Source organism: Brenneria sp. L3-3C-1 (genome assembly GCF_016456245.1).
Classification (GTDB): domain Bacteria; phylum Pseudomonadota; class Gammaproteobacteria; order Enterobacterales; family Enterobacteriaceae; genus Brenneria.
In genome coordinates, this window is record NZ_JAEMHF010000018.1 from 1 (window position 1) to 22236 (window position 22236).

At 54.6% G+C, this 22236-nt stretch carries 18 protein-coding genes, 1 pseudogene and 1 riboswitch; of the genes and pseudogenes, 10 read left to right on the forward strand and 9 right to left on the reverse strand.

Features of this window, described 5'->3' with window-relative positions; all coding sequences use genetic code 11:
* Nucleotides 1-467 precede the first annotated feature (467 nt).
* Both purH and purD read left to right on the forward strand, forming a co-directional pair.
* Nucleotides 468-2057, forward strand: a complete 1590-nt coding sequence (gene purH / locus JG725_RS19835; protein WP_199379583.1) for a bifunctional phosphoribosylaminoimidazolecarboxamide formyltransferase/IMP cyclohydrolase — start codon at nucleotides 468-470, stop codon at nucleotides 2055-2057.
* A 17-nt stretch (nucleotides 2058-2074) separates the two neighbouring features.
* A complete protein-coding gene (purD, locus tag JG725_RS19840; RefSeq protein WP_199379585.1) occupies nucleotides 2075-3361 on the forward strand; it encodes a phosphoribosylamine--glycine ligase in 1287 nt (428 codons plus the stop codon).
* A gap of 81 nt (nucleotides 3362-3442) precedes the next feature.
* Here purD and JG725_RS19845 read toward each other — a convergent pair whose 3' ends face one another.
* From JG725_RS19845 to nudC, 6 genes and pseudogenes are all read right to left on the reverse strand, one after another.
* Nucleotides 3443-4147, reverse strand: coding sequence for a DUF1481 domain-containing protein (locus JG725_RS19845; protein ID WP_199379587.1), 705 nt, complete (start codon nucleotides 4145-4147; stop codon nucleotides 3443-3445).
* Between the two features lie 3 nt (nucleotides 4148-4150).
* Complete coding sequence (gene hupA, locus JG725_RS19850; protein ID WP_009114799.1) at nucleotides 4151-4423, reverse strand: nucleoid-associated protein HU-alpha; 273 nt, start codon at nucleotides 4421-4423, stop codon at nucleotides 4151-4153.
* A 187-nt stretch (nucleotides 4424-4610) separates the two neighbouring features.
* Nucleotides 4611-5201: a YjaG family protein gene (locus JG725_RS19855; protein ID WP_172291782.1), complete on the reverse strand. Its 591-nt coding sequence runs from the start codon at nucleotides 5199-5201 to the stop codon at nucleotides 4611-4613.
* 100 nt (nucleotides 5202-5301) lie between these two features.
* Nucleotides 5302-5976 carry a deoxyribonuclease V gene (nfi, locus tag JG725_RS19860; RefSeq protein WP_199379589.1) on the reverse strand — a complete coding sequence of 225 codons (675 nt, stop codon included), beginning with the start codon at nucleotides 5974-5976 and terminating at the stop codon, nucleotides 5302-5304.
* 15 nt (nucleotides 5977-5991) lie between these two features.
* Entirely contained in the window at nucleotides 5992-7056 is a 1065-nt protein-coding gene (hemE, locus tag JG725_RS19865) for a uroporphyrinogen decarboxylase (RefSeq protein ID WP_199379591.1), read from the reverse strand.
* 65 nt (nucleotides 7057-7121) lie between these two features.
* Nucleotides 7122-7895, reverse strand: a pseudogene (nudC, locus tag JG725_RS19870) (NAD(+) diphosphatase); the annotation flags it as partial.
* A 104-nt stretch (nucleotides 7896-7999) separates the two neighbouring features.
* Here nudC and rsd point away from each other — a divergent pair.
* The 7 genes from rsd (at nucleotide 8000) to thiH (ending at nucleotide 14342) form a co-directional block, all read left to right on the forward strand.
* Nucleotides 8000-8461 carry a sigma D regulator gene (gene rsd / locus JG725_RS19875; protein WP_199379593.1) on the forward strand — a complete coding sequence of 154 codons (462 nt, stop codon included), beginning with the start codon at nucleotides 8000-8002 and terminating at the stop codon, nucleotides 8459-8461.
* Nucleotides 8462-8600: 139 nt separating this feature from the next.
* A riboswitch (TPP riboswitch) is annotated at nucleotides 8601-8742 on the forward strand.
* A gap of 111 nt (nucleotides 8743-8853) precedes the next feature.
* Nucleotides 8854-10803 carry a phosphomethylpyrimidine synthase ThiC gene (gene thiC, locus JG725_RS19880; protein ID WP_304502356.1) on the forward strand — a complete coding sequence of 650 codons (1950 nt, stop codon included), beginning with the start codon at nucleotides 8854-8856 and terminating at the stop codon, nucleotides 10801-10803.
* A complete protein-coding gene (gene thiE, locus JG725_RS19885; RefSeq protein ID WP_172291778.1) occupies nucleotides 10800-11450 on the forward strand; it encodes a thiamine phosphate synthase in 651 nt (216 codons plus the stop codon). Before thiC ends, thiE begins: the two co-directional genes overlap by 4 nt.
* Nucleotide 11451: 1 nt before the next feature.
* Nucleotides 11452-12231: a HesA/MoeB/ThiF family protein gene (locus tag JG725_RS19890; RefSeq protein ID WP_199379594.1), complete on the forward strand. Its 780-nt coding sequence runs from the start codon at nucleotides 11452-11454 to the stop codon at nucleotides 12229-12231.
* Nucleotides 12228-12428: a sulfur carrier protein ThiS gene (gene thiS / locus JG725_RS19895; RefSeq protein WP_199379596.1), complete on the forward strand. Its 201-nt coding sequence runs from the start codon at nucleotides 12228-12230 to the stop codon at nucleotides 12426-12428. Before JG725_RS19890 ends, thiS begins: the two co-directional genes overlap by 4 nt.
* 1 nt (nucleotide 12429) lies before the next feature.
* Nucleotides 12430-13215 carry a thiazole synthase gene (locus tag JG725_RS19900; RefSeq protein ID WP_199379598.1) on the forward strand — a complete coding sequence of 262 codons (786 nt, stop codon included), beginning with the start codon at nucleotides 12430-12432 and terminating at the stop codon, nucleotides 13213-13215.
* Nucleotides 13212-14342: a 2-iminoacetate synthase ThiH gene (gene thiH, locus JG725_RS19905; protein WP_199379600.1), complete on the forward strand. Its 1131-nt coding sequence runs from the start codon at nucleotides 13212-13214 to the stop codon at nucleotides 14340-14342. The genes JG725_RS19900 and thiH overlap by 4 nt, the downstream gene beginning before the upstream one ends.
* Nucleotides 14343-14543: 201 nt before the next feature.
* On the opposite strand, the gene JG725_RS19910 is transcribed toward thiH, so the two are convergent.
* Complete coding sequence (locus JG725_RS19910; RefSeq protein WP_199379602.1) at nucleotides 14544-15962, reverse strand: PLP-dependent aminotransferase family protein; 1419 nt, start codon at nucleotides 15960-15962, stop codon at nucleotides 14544-14546.
* A gap of 173 nt (nucleotides 15963-16135) precedes the next feature.
* Between JG725_RS19910 and JG725_RS19915 the strand changes: the two genes are divergently transcribed.
* Nucleotides 16136-16324: a DUF1127 domain-containing protein gene (locus JG725_RS19915; RefSeq protein WP_172291772.1), complete on the forward strand. Its 189-nt coding sequence runs from the start codon at nucleotides 16136-16138 to the stop codon at nucleotides 16322-16324.
* 76 nt (nucleotides 16325-16400) lie between these two features.
* Here JG725_RS19915 and shiA read toward each other — a convergent pair whose 3' ends face one another.
* Together shiA and rpoC are read right to left on the reverse strand one after the other, a co-directional pair.
* Complete coding sequence (shiA, locus tag JG725_RS19920) at nucleotides 16401-17732, reverse strand: shikimate transporter (protein ID WP_172291771.1); 1332 nt, start codon at nucleotides 17730-17732, stop codon at nucleotides 16401-16403.
* Nucleotides 17733-17974: 242 nt separating this feature from the next.
* Nucleotides 17975-22198, reverse strand: a complete 4224-nt coding sequence (gene rpoC, locus JG725_RS19925) for a DNA-directed RNA polymerase subunit beta' (RefSeq protein ID WP_199379604.1) — start codon at nucleotides 22196-22198, stop codon at nucleotides 17975-17977.
* Nucleotides 22199-22236 lie beyond the last annotated feature (38 nt).

The window sequence follows — 22236 nt, forward strand, 5'->3', positions numbered from 1 at the left end:
ATTGTCTGATTAAATTGTTAAAGAGCAGTGCCACACAAGCTGTGGCGCGGGCCGCATATGTTATGCAATTCCGCTGTGAAGTCAAGTGATTATTGCCTGACTCCTTACCGTCACCCCAACCGCGTAATCGCCGTTGCCGTGTCAGTGGAGGCGCATTATAGGGACTTCTGCGCAGGCCGCAATAGGTATTTCGCATAAAAATCATCGTTTGCTGCAATACACAGCAAAACACCGGCTTATACCCTTTTTTACACAAACTTATCCACAGATAAGATTCTGACTAAAATTAGACGAGCATCACGCAAACGTTTTCGCTACAATTCTTCCGCGAAAAACGCGCCCTCTTGTTGTGGACGTTAACTGAATATTTTTCTTTGTCTTGTCATCGCTGGTCTGTAAATAAAGAAAAAGACGATATTCACGTACTGTTCTTTACTGACTACCCAAATCCAAGGGATACCATCATCATGCAACAACCTCGTCCTATCCGCCGTGCTCTGCTCAGCGTTTCTGACAAAGCAGGTATTGTCGACTTTGCTCAAGCCTTGTCTCAACGTGGGGTAGAGCTGCTTTCCACCGGAGGCACAGCACATCTGCTGGCCGATGCAGGCTTACCGGTAACGGAGGTATCAGACTATACCGGTTTCCCGGAAATGATGGATGGACGCGTTAAAACTCTGCATCCGAAAGTTCATGGCGGCATTCTGGGACGTCGCGGGCAGGATGATGCCATCATGACAAAACACGATATCCAACCTATCGATATGGTTGTCGTGAATCTTTATCCGTTTGCCCAGACCGTCGCCCGTCCAGACTGCAAACTGGAAGACGCCGTCGAGAATATCGATATTGGCGGACCGACGATGGTTCGCTCTGCGGCCAAGAATCATAAAGATGTGGCTATTGTGGTTAAGAGCGGCGACTACGACACCATCATTAACGAGATGGATGCCAACAACGGCTCGCTGACCTACGAGACGCGTTTCGATCTGGCGATCAAAGCTTTTGAGCACACCGCAGCTTATGACAGCATGATTGCTAACTACTTCGGTGCCCTGGTGCCGCCTTATTATGGCGAAACGGATAAACCATCAGGACCTTTCCCACGCACGCTTAACCTGAACTTCGTGAAAAAGCAGGATATGCGCTATGGCGAGAACAGCCACCAGCAGGCGGCCTTCTATATAGAAGAAAATGTAACGGAAGCTTCTGTCGCAACATCTCAACAATTACAGGGCAAAGCCCTGTCCTACAATAATATCGCCGATACCGACGCTGCTCTGGAATGTGTTAAAGAGTTCACTGAAGCCGCCTGCGTTATCGTCAAACATGCCAATCCATGCGGCGTGGCTATCGGTAGTTCGATTCTTGATGCCTATGAGCGAGCCTACAAAACCGACCCAACGTCTGCTTTCGGCGGCATTATTGCCTTTAACCGCGAGTTGGACGAACAAACGGCGCAGGCGATTATCAACCGCCAATTTGTTGAAGTCATTATTGCGCCGTCCGCCAGCGAAGCGGCGCTGAAAGTTACCGCAGCCAAACAGAATGTACGCGTACTGGTTTGTGGCGAATGGCAACAGCGTGTACCGGATTTGGACTTCAAACGTGTGAACGGCGGCCTGCTGGTACAGGATCGCGACCTGGGGATGGTCGATGCCTCTCAGTTGCGGGTGGTTACGGAGCGCCAGCCCAGCGAGCAAGAATTACGTGATGCGTTGTTCTGCTGGAAAGTGGCCAAGTTCGTTAAATCCAATGCCATTGTCTACGCCCGTGACAATATGACGATCGGTATCGGCGCAGGCCAGATGAGCCGGGTATATTCCGCCAAAATTGCAGGTATCAAAGCCGGCGATGAGGGGCTGGAAGTGAGAGGTTCATCCATGGCCTCTGACGCTTTCTTTCCGTTCCGAGATGGTATTGATGCCGCTGCTGCGGTGGGTATCACGTGCGTCATCCAACCCGGTGGTTCTATTCGTGACGATGAAGTCATCGCCGCTGCAAATGAACATGGCATTGCGATGATCTTCACCGACATGCGCCATTTCCGCCATTAATTCAGGATCTGACTAACATGAACATTTTAATTATCGGTAATGGCGGGCGTGAACATGCGCTGGCCTGGAAAGCAGCACAGTCACCGCTGGCAGACAACGTCTATGTCGCGCCGGGTAATGCGGGAACGGCGCTGGAACCGTCACTGAGCAACGTCGATATTGCCGCAACCGACATTTCCGCTTTAGTCGATTTTGCTCAGCAAAATCAGATCGATTTAACCATTGTCGGCCCGGAAGCGCCCTTGGTGATCGGCGTAGTCGATGCTTTCCGTGCAGCAGGGCTGAAAATTTTCGGCCCGACTCAGGCGGCGGCTCAGCTAGAAGGTTCAAAGGCCTTTACCAAGGATTTCCTCGCCCGGCATAAAATCCCTACGAGCGAATATCAAAACTTTACGGAAGTCGAGCCTGCGCTGGCTTATGTTCGTCGCAAAGGCGCCCCCATCGTGATCAAGGCGGACGGTCTGGCGGCAGGCAAAGGGGTGATTGTCGCCATGACGCTGGAAGATGCCGAAAACGCCATTCAGGATATGCTGGCCGGCAATGCGTTTGGCGATGCCGGACATCGTATCGTGGTGGAAGAGTTTCTGGACGGCGAGGAAGCCAGTTTCATCGTGATGGTTGACGGTGAAAACGTGTTGCCGATGGCCACTAGCCAGGATCATAAACGTGTCGGAGATAAAGATACCGGGCCGAATACCGGCGGCATGGGCGCTTACTCCCCTGCCCCTGTCGTTACCGATGAGGTTCATCAGCGCGTCATGGATCAGGTGATTTGGCCGACGGTTAAAGGAATGGCGGCGGAAGGCAATGTCTACACCGGCTTCCTGTACGCCGGGTTGATGATTTCCTCAGACGGCCAGCCAAAAGTGATTGAATTCAACTGTCGTTTTGGCGATCCAGAAACACAGCCCATCATGCTGCGCTTACGTTCCGACTTGATTGAACTGTGTCTCGCCGCCTGTGAAGGTAAGCTGAATGAGAAAGACTCGCTATGGGATGAGCGCCCATCGTTAGGCGTCGTATTGGCCGCTGGCGGATATCCGGGCGATTATCATCATGGCGATGTGATTTCTGGTTTACCCCGGCAGGATGCTGAGGATGGTAAAGTGTTTCACGCGGGTACTGCATTGAATGGCATGAACGTCGTGACGAATGGCGGACGCGTCCTGTGCGTGACGGCATTAGGTAATACCGTGGCGGATGCCCAGAAGCGGGCCTACGAACTGGCTGCTGAAATTCAGTGGCAGGGATGTTTCTGCCGGAAAGATATTGGCTATCGCGCCATCGAGCGGGAACAAGCCTGACAAACCGACAAGCCCGGAGAAATCCGGGTTTTTTATGTTGCACCTGTTTTCACCGTTTATCGGGTTATCATCGCATACGCATTACAGCCGGTCTGCGTCTGATTGCCAGCGGCAAAAATCCCCTTGATCCACCAGCAACAGCTGTGTGCCTTCCGGCGCCTCCAGCCATGCAATGCTCAATGATGACAATCCTGCGAGTTGCTGCCTCCGCTGGGCTATCCATTCCCGTGAAGCGTTGTCGAAATCGGGTTGAACCCTTGCGCCATCACAGGTTATCACCTGTCCGTTCTGCCATATTCCCTGTTGCAGGGTGACTTTACCTGCCTTCAGCACATCGCTGAGTTCCAGTAGGCGTTTGGCATCCCACTGATAAAGAGCGAGATCGTCATCGGAGATTGACTCTCGCCTCTCCGCCAGTTGGCGTTGCATAAAGCTGGCCGTTCCGTCTTCCGCAAAGCGGATTTGGGTCTCATCTTTCTGCGTTTCCAGCTTTCTCTCGATTTCACGTACGTTACCCTGCTGATACAGATACTGGGTGACGACCGAATGATTACCCTGAATCGGGTTATAAACCACCAACAGCCTGACGGTATCATGCTGAGAATCATCTTTGCGCCACAGACGAACAACGCCGTGATCGGAAATATAGCCGCTGGCTAAGACCGGCGGGGGCGGGGTATGGCTGCTGCAAGCCACGATCAGCGCTATTGCGGCCCCAATGCCGAACCAACGCGATAAAAGCAAAAGGGGCGAAAACGCCCCTCTGCTTAAACTTTTAACCGCCATGGCTTATTTAACGGCGTCTTTCAGCGCCTTGCCAGAAACAAACGCTGGCACGTTGGCAGCAGCAATTTTGATTTCTTTACCAGTTTGTGGATTGCGGCCAGTGCGCTCATTACGATGGTTTACTTTAAACGTACCAAAACCAACCAATTGTACTGCATCACCTTCTTTCAGAGACTCAGTAATCGCCGCCAGAGTTGATTCCAATGCTGCTTTTGCCTGTACTTTGGAAAGATCAGCTTTGTCCGCAATTACATCAATCAGTTGAGTCTTATTCATAAGTTATCCTTACAGTGTGTTTATCGCTTGCTAAGCATCGAGTGCGACGGATATGCCATGATAGCACTCTCCTGCATATACGCACCGACAGCCACTTTTATTACGCCCCCCAAATGTAGACCAGACAGGGTGCGGATGTGAAGCCTTAAGACATGCCATTTAAGGCCTTAAATCACGTTTTATCGTGTTATTGACTTAAATTTATCCCAATATTGCTACTTCCGGCCTCACGCAGATCGGCGCGGAGTCCCTTAATCAATTCGATGTCACGCTCTTCACAGGCAGCCAACAGGCGAAAAATCTCCCATTGGATGTCCCATTCCTCTTCAATTGCAGGCAGTACTTTCAACTCATCATCGGTCATTTCTCTACCTGCCTGCGTCATTTCCAACATGGCGACCGTGCGAATCGACGCTTCGCTGATGGCGATCGCATGCTCCAGCGTTTCACCGCTTAAGCGGGAGTGGATCAGCTCGCCTAAAGCAATACAGGCGTCAATCGCCGGGTAGACACCATAAATATCATAGTCATCAGAAGCAGGAATTGCCTCTTCTAATTTTTCCAGTTGGCTATCAAAATTGACTTTTGCATCTTTGACCACCAGCGTTTCCCAAACCAGATCGAGAATGCGGCGATAAACCATGGCATCGCCAAACCCGGTTTGCTGACAGAATTCATGATAATTGGGATACATACGTTCGCAGAGGCATGCCATAAACGTGACATGCTGCCAGCTTCCGAGCTTTTCCAAACGCAAATGAATTGGATTACGTAACATCTTTTATTTTATGCTCATTTAGAGGCAATGGGCGGCAGTGTACCTGAAATTGCCGCTGCGCCCTATGCCTGAATTCTTAAAGTTTTTATAACCGGAGCGCTCACAACATTTGTTGCTGCCAGCGCTGAAACGCAGGCCGTCCAGAGGCTACCGCATCGGCCCAGCGCGTAGGTTCGGGCAGACGATAACCGCGCATACAGCGCTTTACCCACAGCAATGCGCTATCCATACCGATCCGGTGGCCTGTCGCCACGAACAACGGGTTGCAGCGCGCCTTGCTGCGCCATACCCAGCCAATCTGTTCACCTTTATCCAGCAGCGGCTGCTGACTGCCCACCTCGGCGGACAGGTGCTCGAAACGCCCACATAAACGGCTTTTCGCCACGCCAATCGTCGGCACATTCACCAATAGACCGAAATGACTGGCGACGCCAAGCCGACGCGGATGTGAGATACCATGTCCGTCGACAAATAACAAATCCGGCTTGTGCTCAAGCATCTGCCAGGCGGCAGTCAGGCCCGGACACTCCCGAAAGGAGAGAAACCCGGGAATGTATGGCATCGTCGTGTCGACCCGCGCAATTTTATACTCTACCAATTCCAGCGAGGGATAGCGCATAACGGCGATAGCCGCGCGGGTAATCGTCCCTTCTTGTTCAAACCCCACATCCGCGCCGGCAATGAAATCCGGCTGTTCGAAAGGAAGATCGTCATAGCGAATAATTTCCGAAGCGCGGGCCAGTTGCTCCTCACGCAACCGCAGAGTATCAATCACGCGTCCTCCTGTCGGCTACTGGTGGTACATACGGGATAACGCATGCACGGCCTCTACAAAGGCGCCGACATGCTCTGGCGGCACATCCTGATGAATGCCGTGCCCCAGATTAAACACATGCCCGTCGCCCTGGCCGAATCCCGCCAGAATGGACGCTACTTCCTGTTCAATCCGCACGGGGGATGCATAAAGCATGGACGGATCCATGTTTCCCTGTAGCGCGACTTTGTCGCCGACGCGGCGGCGGGCATCGGCAATATCGGCGGTCCAGTCCAGTCCCAGCGCGTCGCAACCGGTTTCCGCCATCGCTTCCAGCCACTGTCCGCCGCCTTTGGTGAACAGCGTGACGGGAACCCGGCGGCCTTCGTTCTCACGCTGTAAACCGTCGACGATTTTATGCAGGTAATGCAGGGAGAATTCGCGATAATCCCGGCCGCTCAGCACACCGCCCCAGGTATCAAACACCATGACCGCCTGAGCGCCAGCGCGGATCTGCGCGTTCAGATAAAGGATAACGCTGTCGGCCAGCTTATCCAGCAGTAAATGCAGTGTTTTCGGCTCTGCGAACATCATCTTTTTAATGAGGGTGAACGCTTTGCTGCTGCCGCCTTCCACCATATAGGTCGCCAGCGTCCACGGGCTGCCCGAAAAGCCAATCAGCGGCACAGCGCCGGCAAGGCTTTTGCGGATGGTGCGTACGGCATTCATGACGTAAGCCAGTTCTTGTTCCGGATCGGGAACCGCCAACTTCACGACATCGGCGTGGCTGGTGATGGGAAACTGGAAACGCGGGCCTTCGCCGGCTTCAAAATAGAGCCCCAGCCCCATCGCATCGGGAATGGTCAGGATGTCTGAAAACAGGATCGCCGCATCAAGATCGTAGCGCCGTAAAGGTTGCAGCGTGACTTCGCAGGCCAGTTCCGCGTTTTTACACAGCGCCATGAAATCGCCGGCCTGTGCGCGGGTCGCCTTGTATTCCGGCAGGTAGCGCCCCGCCTGACGCATCATCCATACGGGCGTCACATCAACAGGCTGACGTAGCAAAGCACGCAAATAGCGATCGTTTTTCAGATCGGTCATGTCATTTTCCTTTCAGCATTAGGATGCTTATCATTATCGCAGTGGATGGTAACATGTTCATCGCCGCTCTCATCATAAGCACGGCACAACGCCACCGTATCCTCGATCAAACGGCGAGCGACCGTCCCCGGCGGCGGTAACAACGGCAACCGGTCGTAGCGAAACCAGGCGGCGTCCCGCAACTCTTTCGGATCGTGTTGAATATCGCCCCTGGCGTAATCCGCCATAAAGGCCATCATCAACGAGTGCGGGAAAGGCCAGGGTTGGGAACTGATGTAACGCAGGTTCTTGATCTGAATACGGCTTTCTTCCATCACTTCACGGGATACCGTCTGTTCCAGCGTTTCGCCCACTTCAACAAACCCGGCCAGTACCGTATACATATTTCCACGGTGGCGGTTGTGCTGCGCCAGCAGAATTTCATTACCCCGCCGGATCGCCACGATAATACAGGGGGCGATCTGCGGATAATAACGCTCCTTGCAATGACGGCACAGGCAGGCCAGCTCAGTTTTACTCCGCACCATTTCATGACCGCAATAGCCACAATATCGGTGAGCACGGTAAAACTCCGCCAGTTGTACGCCCCGTCCCGCCATTTGAAACAGCCCGACTTCGTGATCGATAAGCTGACGGACGGACGCCATTCCGGCTTCCCGATTCTGGCAGACTAACCACACGGGCTGCCCCAGCCACTCGCCGATTTGCTGTGCGGCCTGCCCCTGCAATAACCAATTTGCCGCCGTTCCCTGCGGCAACTCTCCCTCAGGGAGCCATATTTGATTTGCGTGACTGATAACCCACCATCCGGTTTCGTCACCTTTTAGCGTTTGTTCCATATCTTTCTATTGCCCCACTGTCACTTCACTGGCATTTTACCATTCTGGGTGATGAGATAACTTTCATAAATTCCGGTTATTTTTTACCATTCACGGAGCTAACAATGCTAAATCAGTTACAAAGCCTGACTGAACTCGTCGGTGGCAATAATGCGTTAATCGACCAATGGCTACAAGCGCGTAAGCAACTGCTGATTGCTTACTACCGGCTGGTTGGCATCAAGCCCAATAAAGAAACACACTCTCTGCTGGATGAAGACGCGTTGGATGACTTTTGCCAAAAGCTGGTCGATTACCTGTCGATCGGCCATTTCCACGTCTATGAACGGATGCTGCGCGAAGCGGGAGAGCTCAGCGAACAGAAGCAGGCATTTTTCAGCCAGTGCGAGCAGGCCTTAACCCACAATACCCAGCGGATTATGGCATCGTACGACAGCCATCTGGCGGCCGCCATCGATCATGATAACTGCATTGAATTCCAGCAGGCGTTGTCCAGCGTTGGGGAAACCCTGGCTGAACGCTTCTCGCTGGAAGACAAGGTGATTCGGCTGATTTTTGATCATTAATCTGTTTTTTATTCTCAGTAAAGTCATCGTTTTAATGTTCGGGTGGCGGCTTACTTTCACAGATAGGCGTTCCTGACTTTGACATACTCGCATTGTCGTCATACAGTGTCATCGTTGTAATCAGCCCATTAATTCTAGGGCTATCTTGTCGGAGTGCCTAGCGCGTTGCCATTTTCCAGGTTTTAACCGGAAATGGCGATGCGCAGGCTGAGACCGTTAATTCGGGATCCGCGGAACCTGATCGGGTTAATACCTGCGAAGGGAACAAGAGTAATGTGCCTGATGAAACCTGGACATCGTCTATGCGTTAACTTTCATGGCATCAATTTTGTTATTACTCCCTCCGAACTCCAGACAAGCAATTTTCCCTTTACGCATCACAGGAACTTGCTATGTCTACAGAACCATTATCTCCTATTGCCCCTAAAACCGGCCGTCGTGAACTGCGTGCCGCCGCGCAGCAATTTATTGATAATTTACAAGGAATGGCCTTCCCTAACTCCCGACGCATTTATCTCGAAGGACCACGTGAGGATATCCGTGTTCCCATGCGTGAAATTCAGCTCAGCCCGACCTTAATCGGCGGCGGCAAGGACACCCCCCAATATGAACCCAACGAACCCATTCCGGTTTATGATACGGCGGGGCCTTACGGCGATCCGGCGTCGCAACCCGATGTCCGAGTCGGCCTGGCGAAGTTAAGGGCAGGTTGGATTGCCGAACGGAACGATACAGAAGCGCTGCCCGGCGTCAGTTCCGACTTCACGCAACAACGTCTGGCCGATGCCGGCCTCGACCACCTCCGATTCGAGCATTTGCCTCGTCCCCTGCGCGCCAAGGCCGGAAAACGCGTGACCCAGTTGCATTACGCCCGTCAGGGTATCGTTACGCCGGAAATGGAATTTATCGCCATCCGCGAGAATATGGGGCGCGAACGCATCCGTGGCGAAGTGTTGCGTCAACAACACCCGGGGCAAAGCTTTGGCGCTAACCTGCCGCAAAACATTACCCCGGAGTTTGTACGCCAGGAAGTGGCGGCCGGGCGCGCCATTATTCCGTCCAACATTAACCACCCTGAATCCGAACCGATGATTATCGGCCGTAATTTTCTGGTGAAGGTTAACGCCAATATCGGCAACTCCGCCGTCACCTCCTCCATCGAAGAAGAAGTGGAAAAACTGGTGTGGTCCACCCGTTGGGGCGCCGACACCGTGATGGACCTGTCCACCGGGCGTTATATTCACGAAACCCGCGAGTGGATCCTGCGCAACAGCCCGGTGCCGATTGGTACGGTTCCCATCTATCAGGCGCTGGAAAAAGTCAACGGCGTGGCGGAAAACCTGAACTGGGAAATGTTCCGCGATACCCTGCTGGAGCAGGCCGAACAAGGCGTGGATTACTTCACCATCCATGCCGGCGTGCTGCTGCGCTATGTGCCCATGACCGCCAAACGGCTGACCGGTATTGTGTCGCGCGGCGGTTCGATCATGGCGAAGTGGTGCCTGTCGCATCATAAAGAAAGCTTCCTGTATGAACACTTTCGCGAAATCTGTGAAATCTGCGCCGCCTATGACGTGGCGTTATCGCTAGGCGACGGCCTGCGTCCCGGCTCCATTCAGGACGCCAACGATGAAGCGCAGTTCGCCGAACTGCATACGCTGGGCGAACTGACCAAAATTGCCTGGGAATACGATGTTCAGGTGATGATCGAAGGCCCCGGCCACGTGCCGATGCAGATGATCCGCCGCAATATGACCGAAGAGCTGGAACACTGCCATGAAGCGCCGTTCTATACGCTTGGCCCGCTGACCACCGATATCGCGCCCGGTTACGATCACTTCACCTCCGGGATCGGCGCGGCGATGATCGGCTGGTTTGGCTGCGCCATGCTGTGTTACGTCACGCCGAAAGAGCACCTCGGGCTGCCTAACAAAGAAGACGTCAAGCAGGGGTTGATTACCTACAAAATCGCCGCCCACGCGGCCGATCTGGCTAAAGGCCATCCGGGGGCGCAGATCCGCGATAACGCCATGTCAAAAGCGCGTTTTGAGTTCCGCTGGGAAGATCAGTTCAATCTGGCGCTCGATCCCGCAACGGCGCGCGCCTATCACGATGAAACGCTGCCGCAGGAGTCCGGCAAAGTGGCGCATTTCTGCTCCATGTGCGGACCGAAGTTCTGCTCAATGAAGATCTCGCAGGAAGTACGTGATTACGCGGCAAAACAGGAGGCCGAAGCGCAGCCGATTGAAATCGGCATGGCGCAGATGTCGGAAGCATTCCGTTCACTCGGCGGCGAGTTGTACCACAGCGCCGCCAGCCTGCAAACGGAGGACAACAAATGACCGAGCCTCAGACCGCTACGCCTTTTGCCCCTACCGCGCATCGGCTTGGTCTCTATCCGGTGGTGGACAGCGTGGCGTGGATTGAACGTCTGCTAAGCGTGGGGGTAAAAACTATCCAGCTACGCATTAAAGACCTGCCCGATGAGCAGGTTGAAAATGATGTCATTCAGGCCATCGCGTTAGGTCGCGACTATCAGGCGCGGCTGTTTATCAATGACTACTGGCGCCTGGCGGTGAAACATCAGGCCTATGGCGTTCATCTGGGACAGGAAGATCTGGACACGGCCGACCTCGCGGCCATCAAACGGGCCGGTCTGCGTCTCGGCGTCTCCACTCACGATGACCATGAACTGGCGCGCGCGGTAGCGGTTAACCCCTCCTATATCGCCTTAGGACACATTTTCCCCACGCAAACCAAAGCGATGCCGTCCGCCCCGCAGGGACTGGCCGAACTGACAAGGCATATTTCCGCCCTTCAGGATCGTTTCCCCACGGTCGCCATCGGCGGGATCGGCATTGATAACGTGCCTGCGGTGTTGACGACAGGCGTGGGCGGCATTGCCGTGGTCAGCGCGATAACCCAAGCGCCGGACTGGCGCCAGGCGACGGCGACGCTGCTCACGATGATCGAAGGACAGGAGGAATGAGATGCCCGACAATCATAAAGCGAAAAACGGCGGCCTGAGCGACCGGGAATTTCTGCGCTACAGCCGCCAGTTACTGCTGGAGGATATTGGCCCGCAAGGCCAGGAAAAACTTAAATCCGCCAGCGTGTTGCTGGTGGGTTTAGGCGGCCTGGGCTCCCCCGCGTCAATGTATCTGGCCGCGGCGGGCGTGGGAACGCTGTTGCTGGCAGACGATGACACGCTGCATATCAGCAACCTGCAAAGACAGATCCTCTATCGCACCAGCGATACCAGCAAGCCTAAAGCCGTGCTGGCGCAGCAACAGTTACAGGCGCTAAATCCTCAGACGGAGTATATCGCTCTGACGGAAAGGCTGACGGGCGCGGCGCTGCGCCATGCCGTCAGCCAGGCCGATGTGGTGCTGGATTGCAGCGACAATATGGAAACGCGCCATGCGGTTAACGCCGCCTGTATCAACGCGGGCAAACCGTTAATCAGCGGCAGCGCCGTGGGTTTCAGCGGGCAGTTGCTGGTGCTGACGCCGCCCTATCGCCACGGCTGTTACGCCTGTCTGTATCCCGAGGCCACGGAGCCGCAACGCAATTGCCGTACCGCCGGCGTACTCGGCCCGGTCGTCGGGGTCATTGGCACTTTACAGGCGCTGGAAACGCTCAAACTGCTGGCGGGGTTGCCTTCGGCGTTAAGCGGCAAACTGCGGCTGTTTGACGGGAAACAACAGAGCTGGGCCACCCTTCAGCTTACGCGCGCCGCCCATTGTCCGGTCTGTGGAGCAGTCGCATGAAGATTACGCTGAACGACCAGACCGTCGAGCTTGCTGATGCAGTGACGGTAGAAACGCTGCTGACGCAGTTAAATCGGCTACAACCCGGCACTGCTCTGGCCATCAATCAAACCATTATCCCGCGCGATACCTGGATTCATCATCAGGTTCAGGACGGTGATGATATTTTGCTTTTTCAGGCAATCGCGGGAGGATGACATGCTACACATTGCCGATACCACGTTTACATCCCGGCTGCTCACCGGCACCGGAAAATTCGCCACCCCTGACCTTATGCTCCAGGCCATTCGGGCATCCGGTTCCCGACTGGTCACCCTGGCGATGAAACGGGTGGATTTGAAAGGAGGCAACGACGCGCTCCTGTCGCCCTTACGTCAGCTCGGCATCAAACTGTTGCCGAATACCTCGGGGGCAAAAACGGCGGATGAAGCCATCTTCGCCGCCCGGCTGGCGCGTGAGGCGTTAGACACCCATTGGGTGAAGCTGGAAATTCATCCGGATATGAAATACCTGCTGCCCGATCCGATTGAAACGCTGAAAGCCGCCGAACGACTGGTCAAAGACGGATTCGTCGTCCTGCCTTATTGCGGCGCGGATCCGGTGCTTTGTAAGCGACTAGAGGAAGCGGGATGCGCCGCCGTGATGCCGCTGGGCGCGCCGATAGGTTCTAACCAGGGGCTGCAAACCCGGGATTTCTTACGCATTATTATCGAACAATCGCATGTTCCGGTGGTGATCGATGCAGGCATCGGCGCCCCCAGCCACGCGACAGAAGCGCTGGAAATGGGCGCGGATGCCGTGCTGGTCAACACCGCTATCGCGGTTGCCCGCGATCCGATAAAAATGGCGCAGGCTTTCAAAGAGGCAGTCGAGGCGGGCGTGCTGGCTAATCAAGCCGGGCTGGGCAGCAAGCAGTACATCGCCAGCGCCACCAGCCCGCTGACCGGCTTCCTGCGCCCGCAAACGGAAGGAGCACGCGGATGACAACCGACTTTCAAACCGTCTGGGAGCGGCTCGACTGGGACGACCTCACTCTGCGGATCAACAGCAAAACCGCTCGGGATGTTGAGCAAGCACTCTCCGCGGCGCGGCCCGATCGGGAAGATTTTATGGCGCTAATCTCCCCCGCCGCCGCCCCTTATCTGGAACCGCTCGCGCAGCGGGCGCAACAGCTTACCCGTCAGCGCTTCGGCAACACGGTGAGCTTTTATGTGCCGCTGTACCTTTCCAACCTGTGTTCAAACGACTGTACCTACTGCGGTTTCTCAATGAGTAACCACATCAAGCGCAAAACGCTGGATGACAATGAGATCCTGCGCGAATGCGCGGCGATCAAGGCGCTGGGCTTCGATCATTTGTTGCTGGTGACCGGCGAGCATCAGCGCAAAGTGGGCATGGACTATTTTCGCCGCGTTTTTCCGCTGATCCGCCCACACTTCAGTTCGCTGATGATGGAAGTCCAGCCGCTGGCGCAGGAAGAGTATGCCGAACTGAAAACGCTGGGCCTGGATGGCGTAATGGTCTATCAGGAGACCTATCATCCGGCGACCTATCAACACCATCATTTACGCGGACAAAAGCAGGATTTTCACTGGCGGCTGACCACGCCGGATCGTCTTGGCCGCGCCGGGATCGACAAGATCGGGCTAGGCGCGTTAATCGGCCTGTCAGACAGTTGGCGCACAGACTGTTATATGGTGGCGGAACATTTGCTGCACCTGCAACAAACCTACTGGCAAAGCCGCTATTCCGTTTCATTCCCGCGTCTGCGCCCCTGCGCCGGCGGCATAGAACCCGCGTCCATCATGGATGAAACGCAACTGATGCAGGTGATTTGCGCTTTCAGACTGCTATCGCCGGACATTGAGCTATCGCTGTCCACCCGCGAATCGCCTTTCTTTCGCGACCACGCCATCCCAATCGCAATTAACAATGTCAGCGCCTTCTCCAAAACCCAGCCGGGCGGTTATGCGGATAACCATCCTGAGTTGGAACAGTTCATCCCTCATGACGCACGTCGGCCGGAAGAGGTGGCGCAGGCGATTGTTCAGGCCGGGTTACAGCCGGTATGGAAAGACTGGGATGACTATCTGGGAAGACGATCGCAATAAGCAATGACGGTTACACATTAGGGAAACCTCTCTCGACGAGGCTTCGCAAAACGCAAACTGCCCTGTCGCCGCGATGAATACCAATGGGTAAAGTAGCGGCGTCGGCATGTCGCTGACCAGAGCGTTTGCCGCTCTGCTTACCAACCGGCCGATACGGGTTTTATCCTTAACCGTATCGGCCCCTCCTCGACCAAAAGGGTATTAAGACTCGCGCATCATTTGGCTAACCGTTTCCCCCAGGATACGCAGTCCTCTGCCCATTTCATCAGTGAACGGCAGGGCATAGTTAAGCCTTAGACAGTTGCGGTATTTCCCCGAGGCCGAAAATAACGATCCGGCGGCAATCTGCATACCTGACTTACGCACCTCGCGGTTGAGCCGCAACGAGTCAAAAGACTCCGGCAGCTCAATCCACACCAGAAATCCCCCCTGCGGACGACTGACGCAAATACCGCAGGGGAAATAGTGGCGCAGCCAGCAGGTAAATACGTCAAGATTACACTTATACTGCATACGCATACGTCGTAGATGGGGCTGATAGTGGCCCTGGCGGATAAACTCGGCGACCGCCAACTGCGTATGTGAAACCGTATAGCCAGTACCGGTATATTTAGTATGAACAACGCGCTCAAGGTAACGGCCCGGCGCTATCCAACCCACACGCAGGCCCGGCGCCAGACTTTTGGAAAAAGAGCTGCACAGTAATACCCGGCCATCTTCATCAAAAGATTTAATGGTTCTCGGACGAGGATATTCATAGGTCAGCTCGCCATAGGCATCGTCTTCGATAATGGCGAGATCGAAACGCTGGGCCAGTATAACCAACGCTTTCTTATACTCATCGGGCATCGTGAAGCCCAACGGATTATTGCAGGTCGGCACCAGCAATACCGCTTTGACCGGCCACTGCTCCAACGCCAGCTCCAGCGCATCAAGACTAATACCGGTGACGGCGCAGGTCGGGATCTCAATCGCTTTAATCCCTAATCCACGCAGGATCTGCATGGTGCCGGGAAACGTCGGCGACTCCACCGCCACGATATCGCCGGGCTGGCATACCGCACGCACCGCCGTGAATAACGCCTCCTGACAGCCGGTGGTGATCACAATATCGTCCATCGTCAGTTGGCAACCGCTGTCCAGCGCCAGACGAGCGACCTGCTCGCGCAGTTCAGGCATGCCATACATATTGTCATAAGCCAATACCCGTTCGTCCTGATGCTGACACAAACGGCCCAGCGCTTTCCACAGCGGTTTCACCGTTGGCTGCCCTACATCCGGCGTCCCACTGCCAAAGTTGAACGCATTGTTCTCAGGGCCATTGTTAAACAGCTCCCGCACGGATTCCCACTGGGTGATCTCAACCGGGCGCTGGGCCGGACGCGTCAACCCGGGAACCGGCGGCGTAGCCTTGCGGGATGCCACAAAATACCCCGAGCGTGGTCGCGGCGAAATAAGCTGGCGGGCTTCAAGCAAATGGTAAGCCTGTTGTACGGTACTGATACTTACGCCGTGTTCCAGGCTCAATGCTCTGACCGACGGCAAGCGTTCGCCGCTTTGATACAAGCCCTGTTCGATGCGCTGCGCCAGCAGAGAGGCAAGGTGTTGGTAACGCGTCATATGTATCATTCCTTATACATAACTAAAGGCATAACCAGTACAGATTGAGGTAAAAAATACCATTCAGATGCAATATCCCATAATCTGTATGTAAAAAAAAGTCATTTTCTGAGTCTGTATTGAATCAACTTTCCCTCGCATCATAGTGCAAGGCAATCAGCAAGGGGGAAAGTATGGAACATCAGGAAAAGCACTCTCCACCGGCACCCGGTCGATCCGCGCGGTGGTCAATACTGATACGACTCTATCAAAAATGGCGAGCGTGGCGGCTCAAAGTGGAAACCCGTAGGGCATTGCTCCGCATGAATGATGAGAGGCTGAAGGATATCGGGCTGACACGAGACGATATAGACCGTTTTTAGTACCGGGGGGCCGAGGTGGCGTTCGATTTATGAAGCCGATACAGAAAGTCTCATGATCTGTATCGGCTTGGTTTTATCAGTCTAACTTTTGCGGTTTCATCCGCATCCCGACAATAGCCGACAGCAAGCAACCTACCGTAAGATAGGTAGCCACACCGTGCCAGGAACCGCCTAAGAACTCCACCAGCAAGACGGCGATAAAAGGCGTAAACCCACCGCCGACGACGCTGGCCACCTGATAGCCGACGCCAGCGCCGCTATAGCGGTATGCGGTGCCGAACAGCTCGGTAAACATCGGCTGCTGTACGCTGACGATCATATCGTGGGCAACGTTAGCCAGCATGATGGCAAAAAACAGTATCCACAGGCTAACCTGCGCTTCCAGCGCCATAAAGAAAGGAAATGCGCTGGCGGCCCCGATCAGGGCGCCGGTGACGTAAATCCGCCGTCGGCCAAAGCTATCCGCCAAACGGGCAAACAAAGGGATGGACAGGCAGCTTATCCCTCCCACCAGCAGGCTGATATGCAGAAAGAACTCCCGCGACATCCCCAGATTGGTCGTGGAGTAATTAAGCGCAAAGGCCGTGACGATATACATCGTCAGCAGTTCCCCCAACCGCAGGGCGATAATCAACAAAAATGCTTTGGGGTGCTTACGCAGCGCCTCAACGATCGGAAACGAACGGATTTTTTTCGTTCTTTCCTGTAATTTTTTATTAGCCTCAAATTCCTGAGACTCTTCCATCCCGGAGCGGATCCACCAGGCGATCGCCACCAACACCACGCTGAATAAAAACGGCAGACGCCAACCCCAGCTAATAAAATCGGCATCCGTGGTATGAAGGCTTACCAGTGAAATCGACCCGGTCGCCAGCAACAGCCCCACGCCATATCCAACCTGCACGCCGCTGCTGTAGAAGGCTTTTTTCTTTTTAGGCGCATTTTCCACGGCTAAAAGGGCGGCGCCGCCCCATTCTCCGCCAACCGCAAACCCCTGAACGGCGCGTAATGTCACCAGTAATACCGGCGCCCACCAGCCAATGGCGTCGAACGTGGGCAATAAACCAATTAACGCAGTGGAAAGCCCCATCGTCCAGACGGTAATCATCAGCATACGTTTGCGGCCCAGCTTGTCGCCAAAATGGCCGAAAACAATCCCCCCCAGCGGCCGGAACAAGAAACCGACGCCAAAAGTACCAAACGCCGCTAACGTGCCCATGGTAGGACTGACCTGCGGGAAAAACTCAATATTAAACACCAACGCGGCAACAATGCCGTAAAGCAAAAAATCATACCAATCCACCACCGCGCCGATAAAACTGCCCCATGCCGCTCTTCGGGCTCGTCCGGGCGCCTGGACGGCATCGCCGGCGGTAGATGAAGGTATTGAAACTGTCGAGGAATCCATGTCTGTCTCGCTGTCTATCTGTATAACAAAAACTTCCGGAAGAAAAACACGCCGTTTACGGCGGCCCGTCAGGGCGGAGGGCAAGACGCCCTACGTAAGTTTTTGACGTCGCCACGGCGACGGCCCGCAAGGGGGCGGCCACGGATGGCACGCCTCAAAAAAAAAGCCCCGGCTTTGGCGGCCGGGGCTTTCAGCAACGGAACCGCCCCACAGGAACGGTTTTATACGGTGCTTAACAACGATTATTCGTCGTCGCTGTTACCGAAGCCAGCATTAAGCAATTCAGCCAGGTTGGCGGATGCTTCATCGGCACTCACCTGAGGCACCACCGGCGCCTCACCCGCCTGACGGCGACGCATACGATCCTGATGGTACGCATAACCGGTACCGGCCGGGATCAGACGACCAACGATAACGTTCTCTTTCAGACCGCGCAGTTCATCACGTTTACCAGCAACCGCCGCTTCAGTAAGAACACGGGTGGTTTCCTGGAACGAAGCCGCGGAAATGAAGGACTCGGTCGCCAACGATGCTTTGGTAATACCCAGCAGATCGCGGCTGTAGGTAGCCGCGATCTTGCCATCCGCTTCCAACTGACGGTTGGCAATCTTGACGCGAGACACTTCCGCCTGCTCGCCTTCCAGGAATTCCGTGCCGCCCGCGCTGACGATAGTGCCTTTACGCAACATCTGACGAACGATAACTTCAATGTGTTTATCGTTAATCTTAACGCCTTGCAGACGGTAAACTTCCTGAACTTCGTTGGTGATGTAACGCGTTACCGCGTGTACGCCACGCAGACGCAGGATGTCGTGCGGAGACTCAGGGCCATCGGACACCACATCGCCACGTTCTACACGTTCACCTTCGAACACGTTGAGCTGACGCCATTTCGGGATCATCTCTTCGTAGGCATCGCTGCCATCCAGCGGAGAAATCACCAGACGGCGTTTACCTTTGGTTTCTTTACCAAAGGAAATGATACCGCTGATCTCAGCCAGAATAGCCGGCTCTTTCGGACGACGCGCTTCAAACAGGTCGGCAACGCGCGGCAGACCACCGGTAATATCCTTGGTACCGCCGGATTCCTGCGGAATACGCGCCAACGTATCACCGGCGCTGATCTTCACGCCATCTTCCAGTTGGACAATCGCTTTACCCGGCAGGAAGTATTGAGCAGGCATATCCGTACCCGGGATCAATACATCGTCGCCTTTATCATCAACGATTTTCAGCGCCGGACGCAGGTCTTTACCGCTGCCGGTACGCTCTGCGCTATCCAGAACCACAATCGAAGACAAACCGGTCAGTTCATCGGTCTGACGAGTAATGGTCTGACCGTCAACCATATCCGTAAAGCGGATGCTGCCGCTGACTTCACTGATTACCGGCATGGTATGCGGATCCCAGTTAGCAACGGTTTCGCCGCCGTTAACCTCGGAACCGTCGCCTTTCGCCATTACCGCGCCGTAAGGCACTTTATAGCTTTCTTTGGTACGGCCGAATTCGTCGATCAGCTTCAGTTCGGTATTACGTGAAGTAATAACCAGTTTATCGTTGCTGTTAACTACGAACTTGGCATTGTTCAGTTTCAGGCTACCTTTGTTTTTTACCTGAATGCTGGACTCAGCCGCCGCACGCGATGCCGCACCACCGATGTGGAAGGTACGCATGGTTAACTGTGTACCCGGCTCACCGATTGACTGTGCGGCGATAACCCCGATAGCCTCACCCTTGTTGATGATGTGACCACGAGCCAGATCGCGACCGTAGCACTTGGCGCAAACGCCGAAGTCGGTTTCGCAACTTACCACAGAGCGAACTTTAACCGCGTCAACAGAGTTCTCTTCCAACATGTCGCACCACTGCTCATTCAGCAGGGTGTTACGTGGAACCAGAATATCCGCCGTACCCGGTTTAATGACGTCTTCAGCCGTTACACGACCCAGAACCCGCTCACGCAGCGGTTCTTTAACATCGCCACCCTCGATAACCGGGGTCATCATGATACCTTCATGAGTACCGCAATCGTCTTCGGTCACCACCAGATCCTGCGCCACGTCGACCAGACGACGGGTCAGATAACCGGAGTTCGCGGTTTTCAACGCGGTATCCGCCAGACCTTTACGCGCACCGTGAGTCGAGATGAAGTACTGGAGTACGTTCAAACCTTCACGGAAGTTCGCGGTGATCGGCGTTTCGATGATGGAGCCGTCCGGCTTCGCCATCAGACCACGCATACCCGCCAACTGACGAATCTGTGCCGCAGAACCACGCGCGCCGGAGTCGGCCATCATAAAGATGCTGTTGAAGGAAACCTGCTGCTCAACCACGCCGTCACGGTTAACCACATCTTCAACCGACAGGTTTTCCATCATCGCCTTGGCGACGCGTTCGTTGGCGGCCGCCCAAATATCGATAACCTTATTGTAGCGTTCGCCGGCAGTCACCAGACCGGATTGGAACTGTTCCTGAATCTCGGCGACTTCGGTTTCCGCTTCTTCGATAATCCCGGCTTTCTTCTCAGGGATCACCATGTCATCGATACCGACGGAAGCGCCGGAGCGCGCCGCGTAGGCAAAACCGGTGTACATGATTTGGTCAGCGAAGATAACGGTCGGCTTCAGCCCCAGAATGCGGTAACAGGTGTTCAGCATTTTGGAGATCGCTTTTTTACCCAGCGGCTGGTTAACGATCGAGAACGGCAAGCCTTTCGGTACGATCATCCACAGAATGGCGCGACCGATGGTCGTGTCAATAATGGTGGTCTGATGCGTTGATTCGCCTTCGATGTTTTTGATCTCTTCCGTAATACGCACTTTAACGCGCGCATGCAGAGAAGCCAGACCGGCGCGATATACGCGTTCAGCTTCTTTCGGACCCGTCAGCACCATGCCTTCGCCTTTGGCGTTGACACAGTCGCGCGTCATGTAATACAGACCCAATACCACGTCCTGAGAAGGCACGATGATTGGCTCGCCGTTCGCCGGTGACAGGATGTTGTTGGTGGACATCATCAGCGCACGCGCTTCCAACTGAGCTTCCAGCGTCAGCGGCACGTGAACGGCCATCTGGTCACCATCGAAGTCGGCGTTGTATGCCGCACAAACCAGCGGGTGCAGCTGGATAGCCTTACCTTCGATCAGTACCGGCTCAAATGCCTGAATACCCAAACGGTGCAGCGTCGGCGCACGGTTCAGCAACACCGGGTGTTCGCGGATAACTTCGTCCAGGATATCCCACACGACGGCTTCTTCACGCTCAACCATTTTCTTAGCGGCTTTAATGGTGGTGGCAAGACCACGCAATTCAAGCTTGCCATAGATGAACGGCTTGAACAGTTCCAGCGCCATTTTCTTCGGCAGACCGCACTGATGCAATCTAAGATACGGACCAACGGTGATAACCGAACGACCGGAATAGTCGACGCGTTTACCCAGCAGGTTCTGACGGAAACGACCCTGCTTACCTTTGATCATATCGGCCAGCGATTTCAGCGGACGCTTGTTGGAGCCGGTGATGGCACGACCGCGACGGCCGTTATCCAGCAGGGCATCGACCGCTTCCTGCAACATACGTTTTTCGTTACGTACGATGATGTCCGGCGCGGCCAGATCCAGCAGACGTTTCAAACGATTGTTACGGTTGATCACGCGACGATACAGATCGTTCAGATCGGAGGTCGCGAAACGACCGCCGTCCAGCGGCACCAGCGGACGCAGATCCGGCGGCAGCACCGGCAGCACGGTCAGGATCATCCACTCCGGTTTGTTGCCGGATTGAACAAACGCTTCCAGCAGCTTGATACGCTTGGTCAGCTTTTTACGCTTGGTTTCGGAGTTGGTTTCATTCAACTCTTCACGCAGCTGTTCGCATTCCTGCTCCAGATCCATGTTTTTCAACAGGGCCTGAATGGCTTCGGCGCCCATCTTGGCGTCGAATTCATCACCGAACTCTTCCAGCGCGTCCAGATACTGCTCTTCAGTCAGGATCTGACGACGCTCCAGATTGGTCATGCCGCCTTCAACCACCACGTAGGATTCGAAGTACAGTACGCGTTCGATATCACGCAGCGGCATGTCCAGCAGCAAGCCGATGCGGGACGGCAGCGATTTCAGGAACCAGATATGCGCAGTGGGAGAAGCCAGTTCGATGTGGCCCATACGCTCACGGCGCACTTTAGTCTGGGTCACTTCAACGCCGCATTTCTCACAGATAACACCGCGATGTTTCAGGCGCTTATACTTACCGCACAAGCACTCATAGTCTTTTACCGGCCCAAAGATACGGGCGCAAAACAGACCGTCACGTTCGGGTTTGAACGTACGGTAATTAATGGTTTCTGGTTTTTTAACTTCACCAAAAGACCACGAACGGATCATGTCTGGCGAGGCCAGAGCAATTTTGATCGCATCAAACTCTTCGGTTTTAGTTTGCGCTTTCAGAAACTTTAATAAGTCTTTCACGGATTGGCTCCTGTCGGAGTTAGACCTGCCAGGCACCT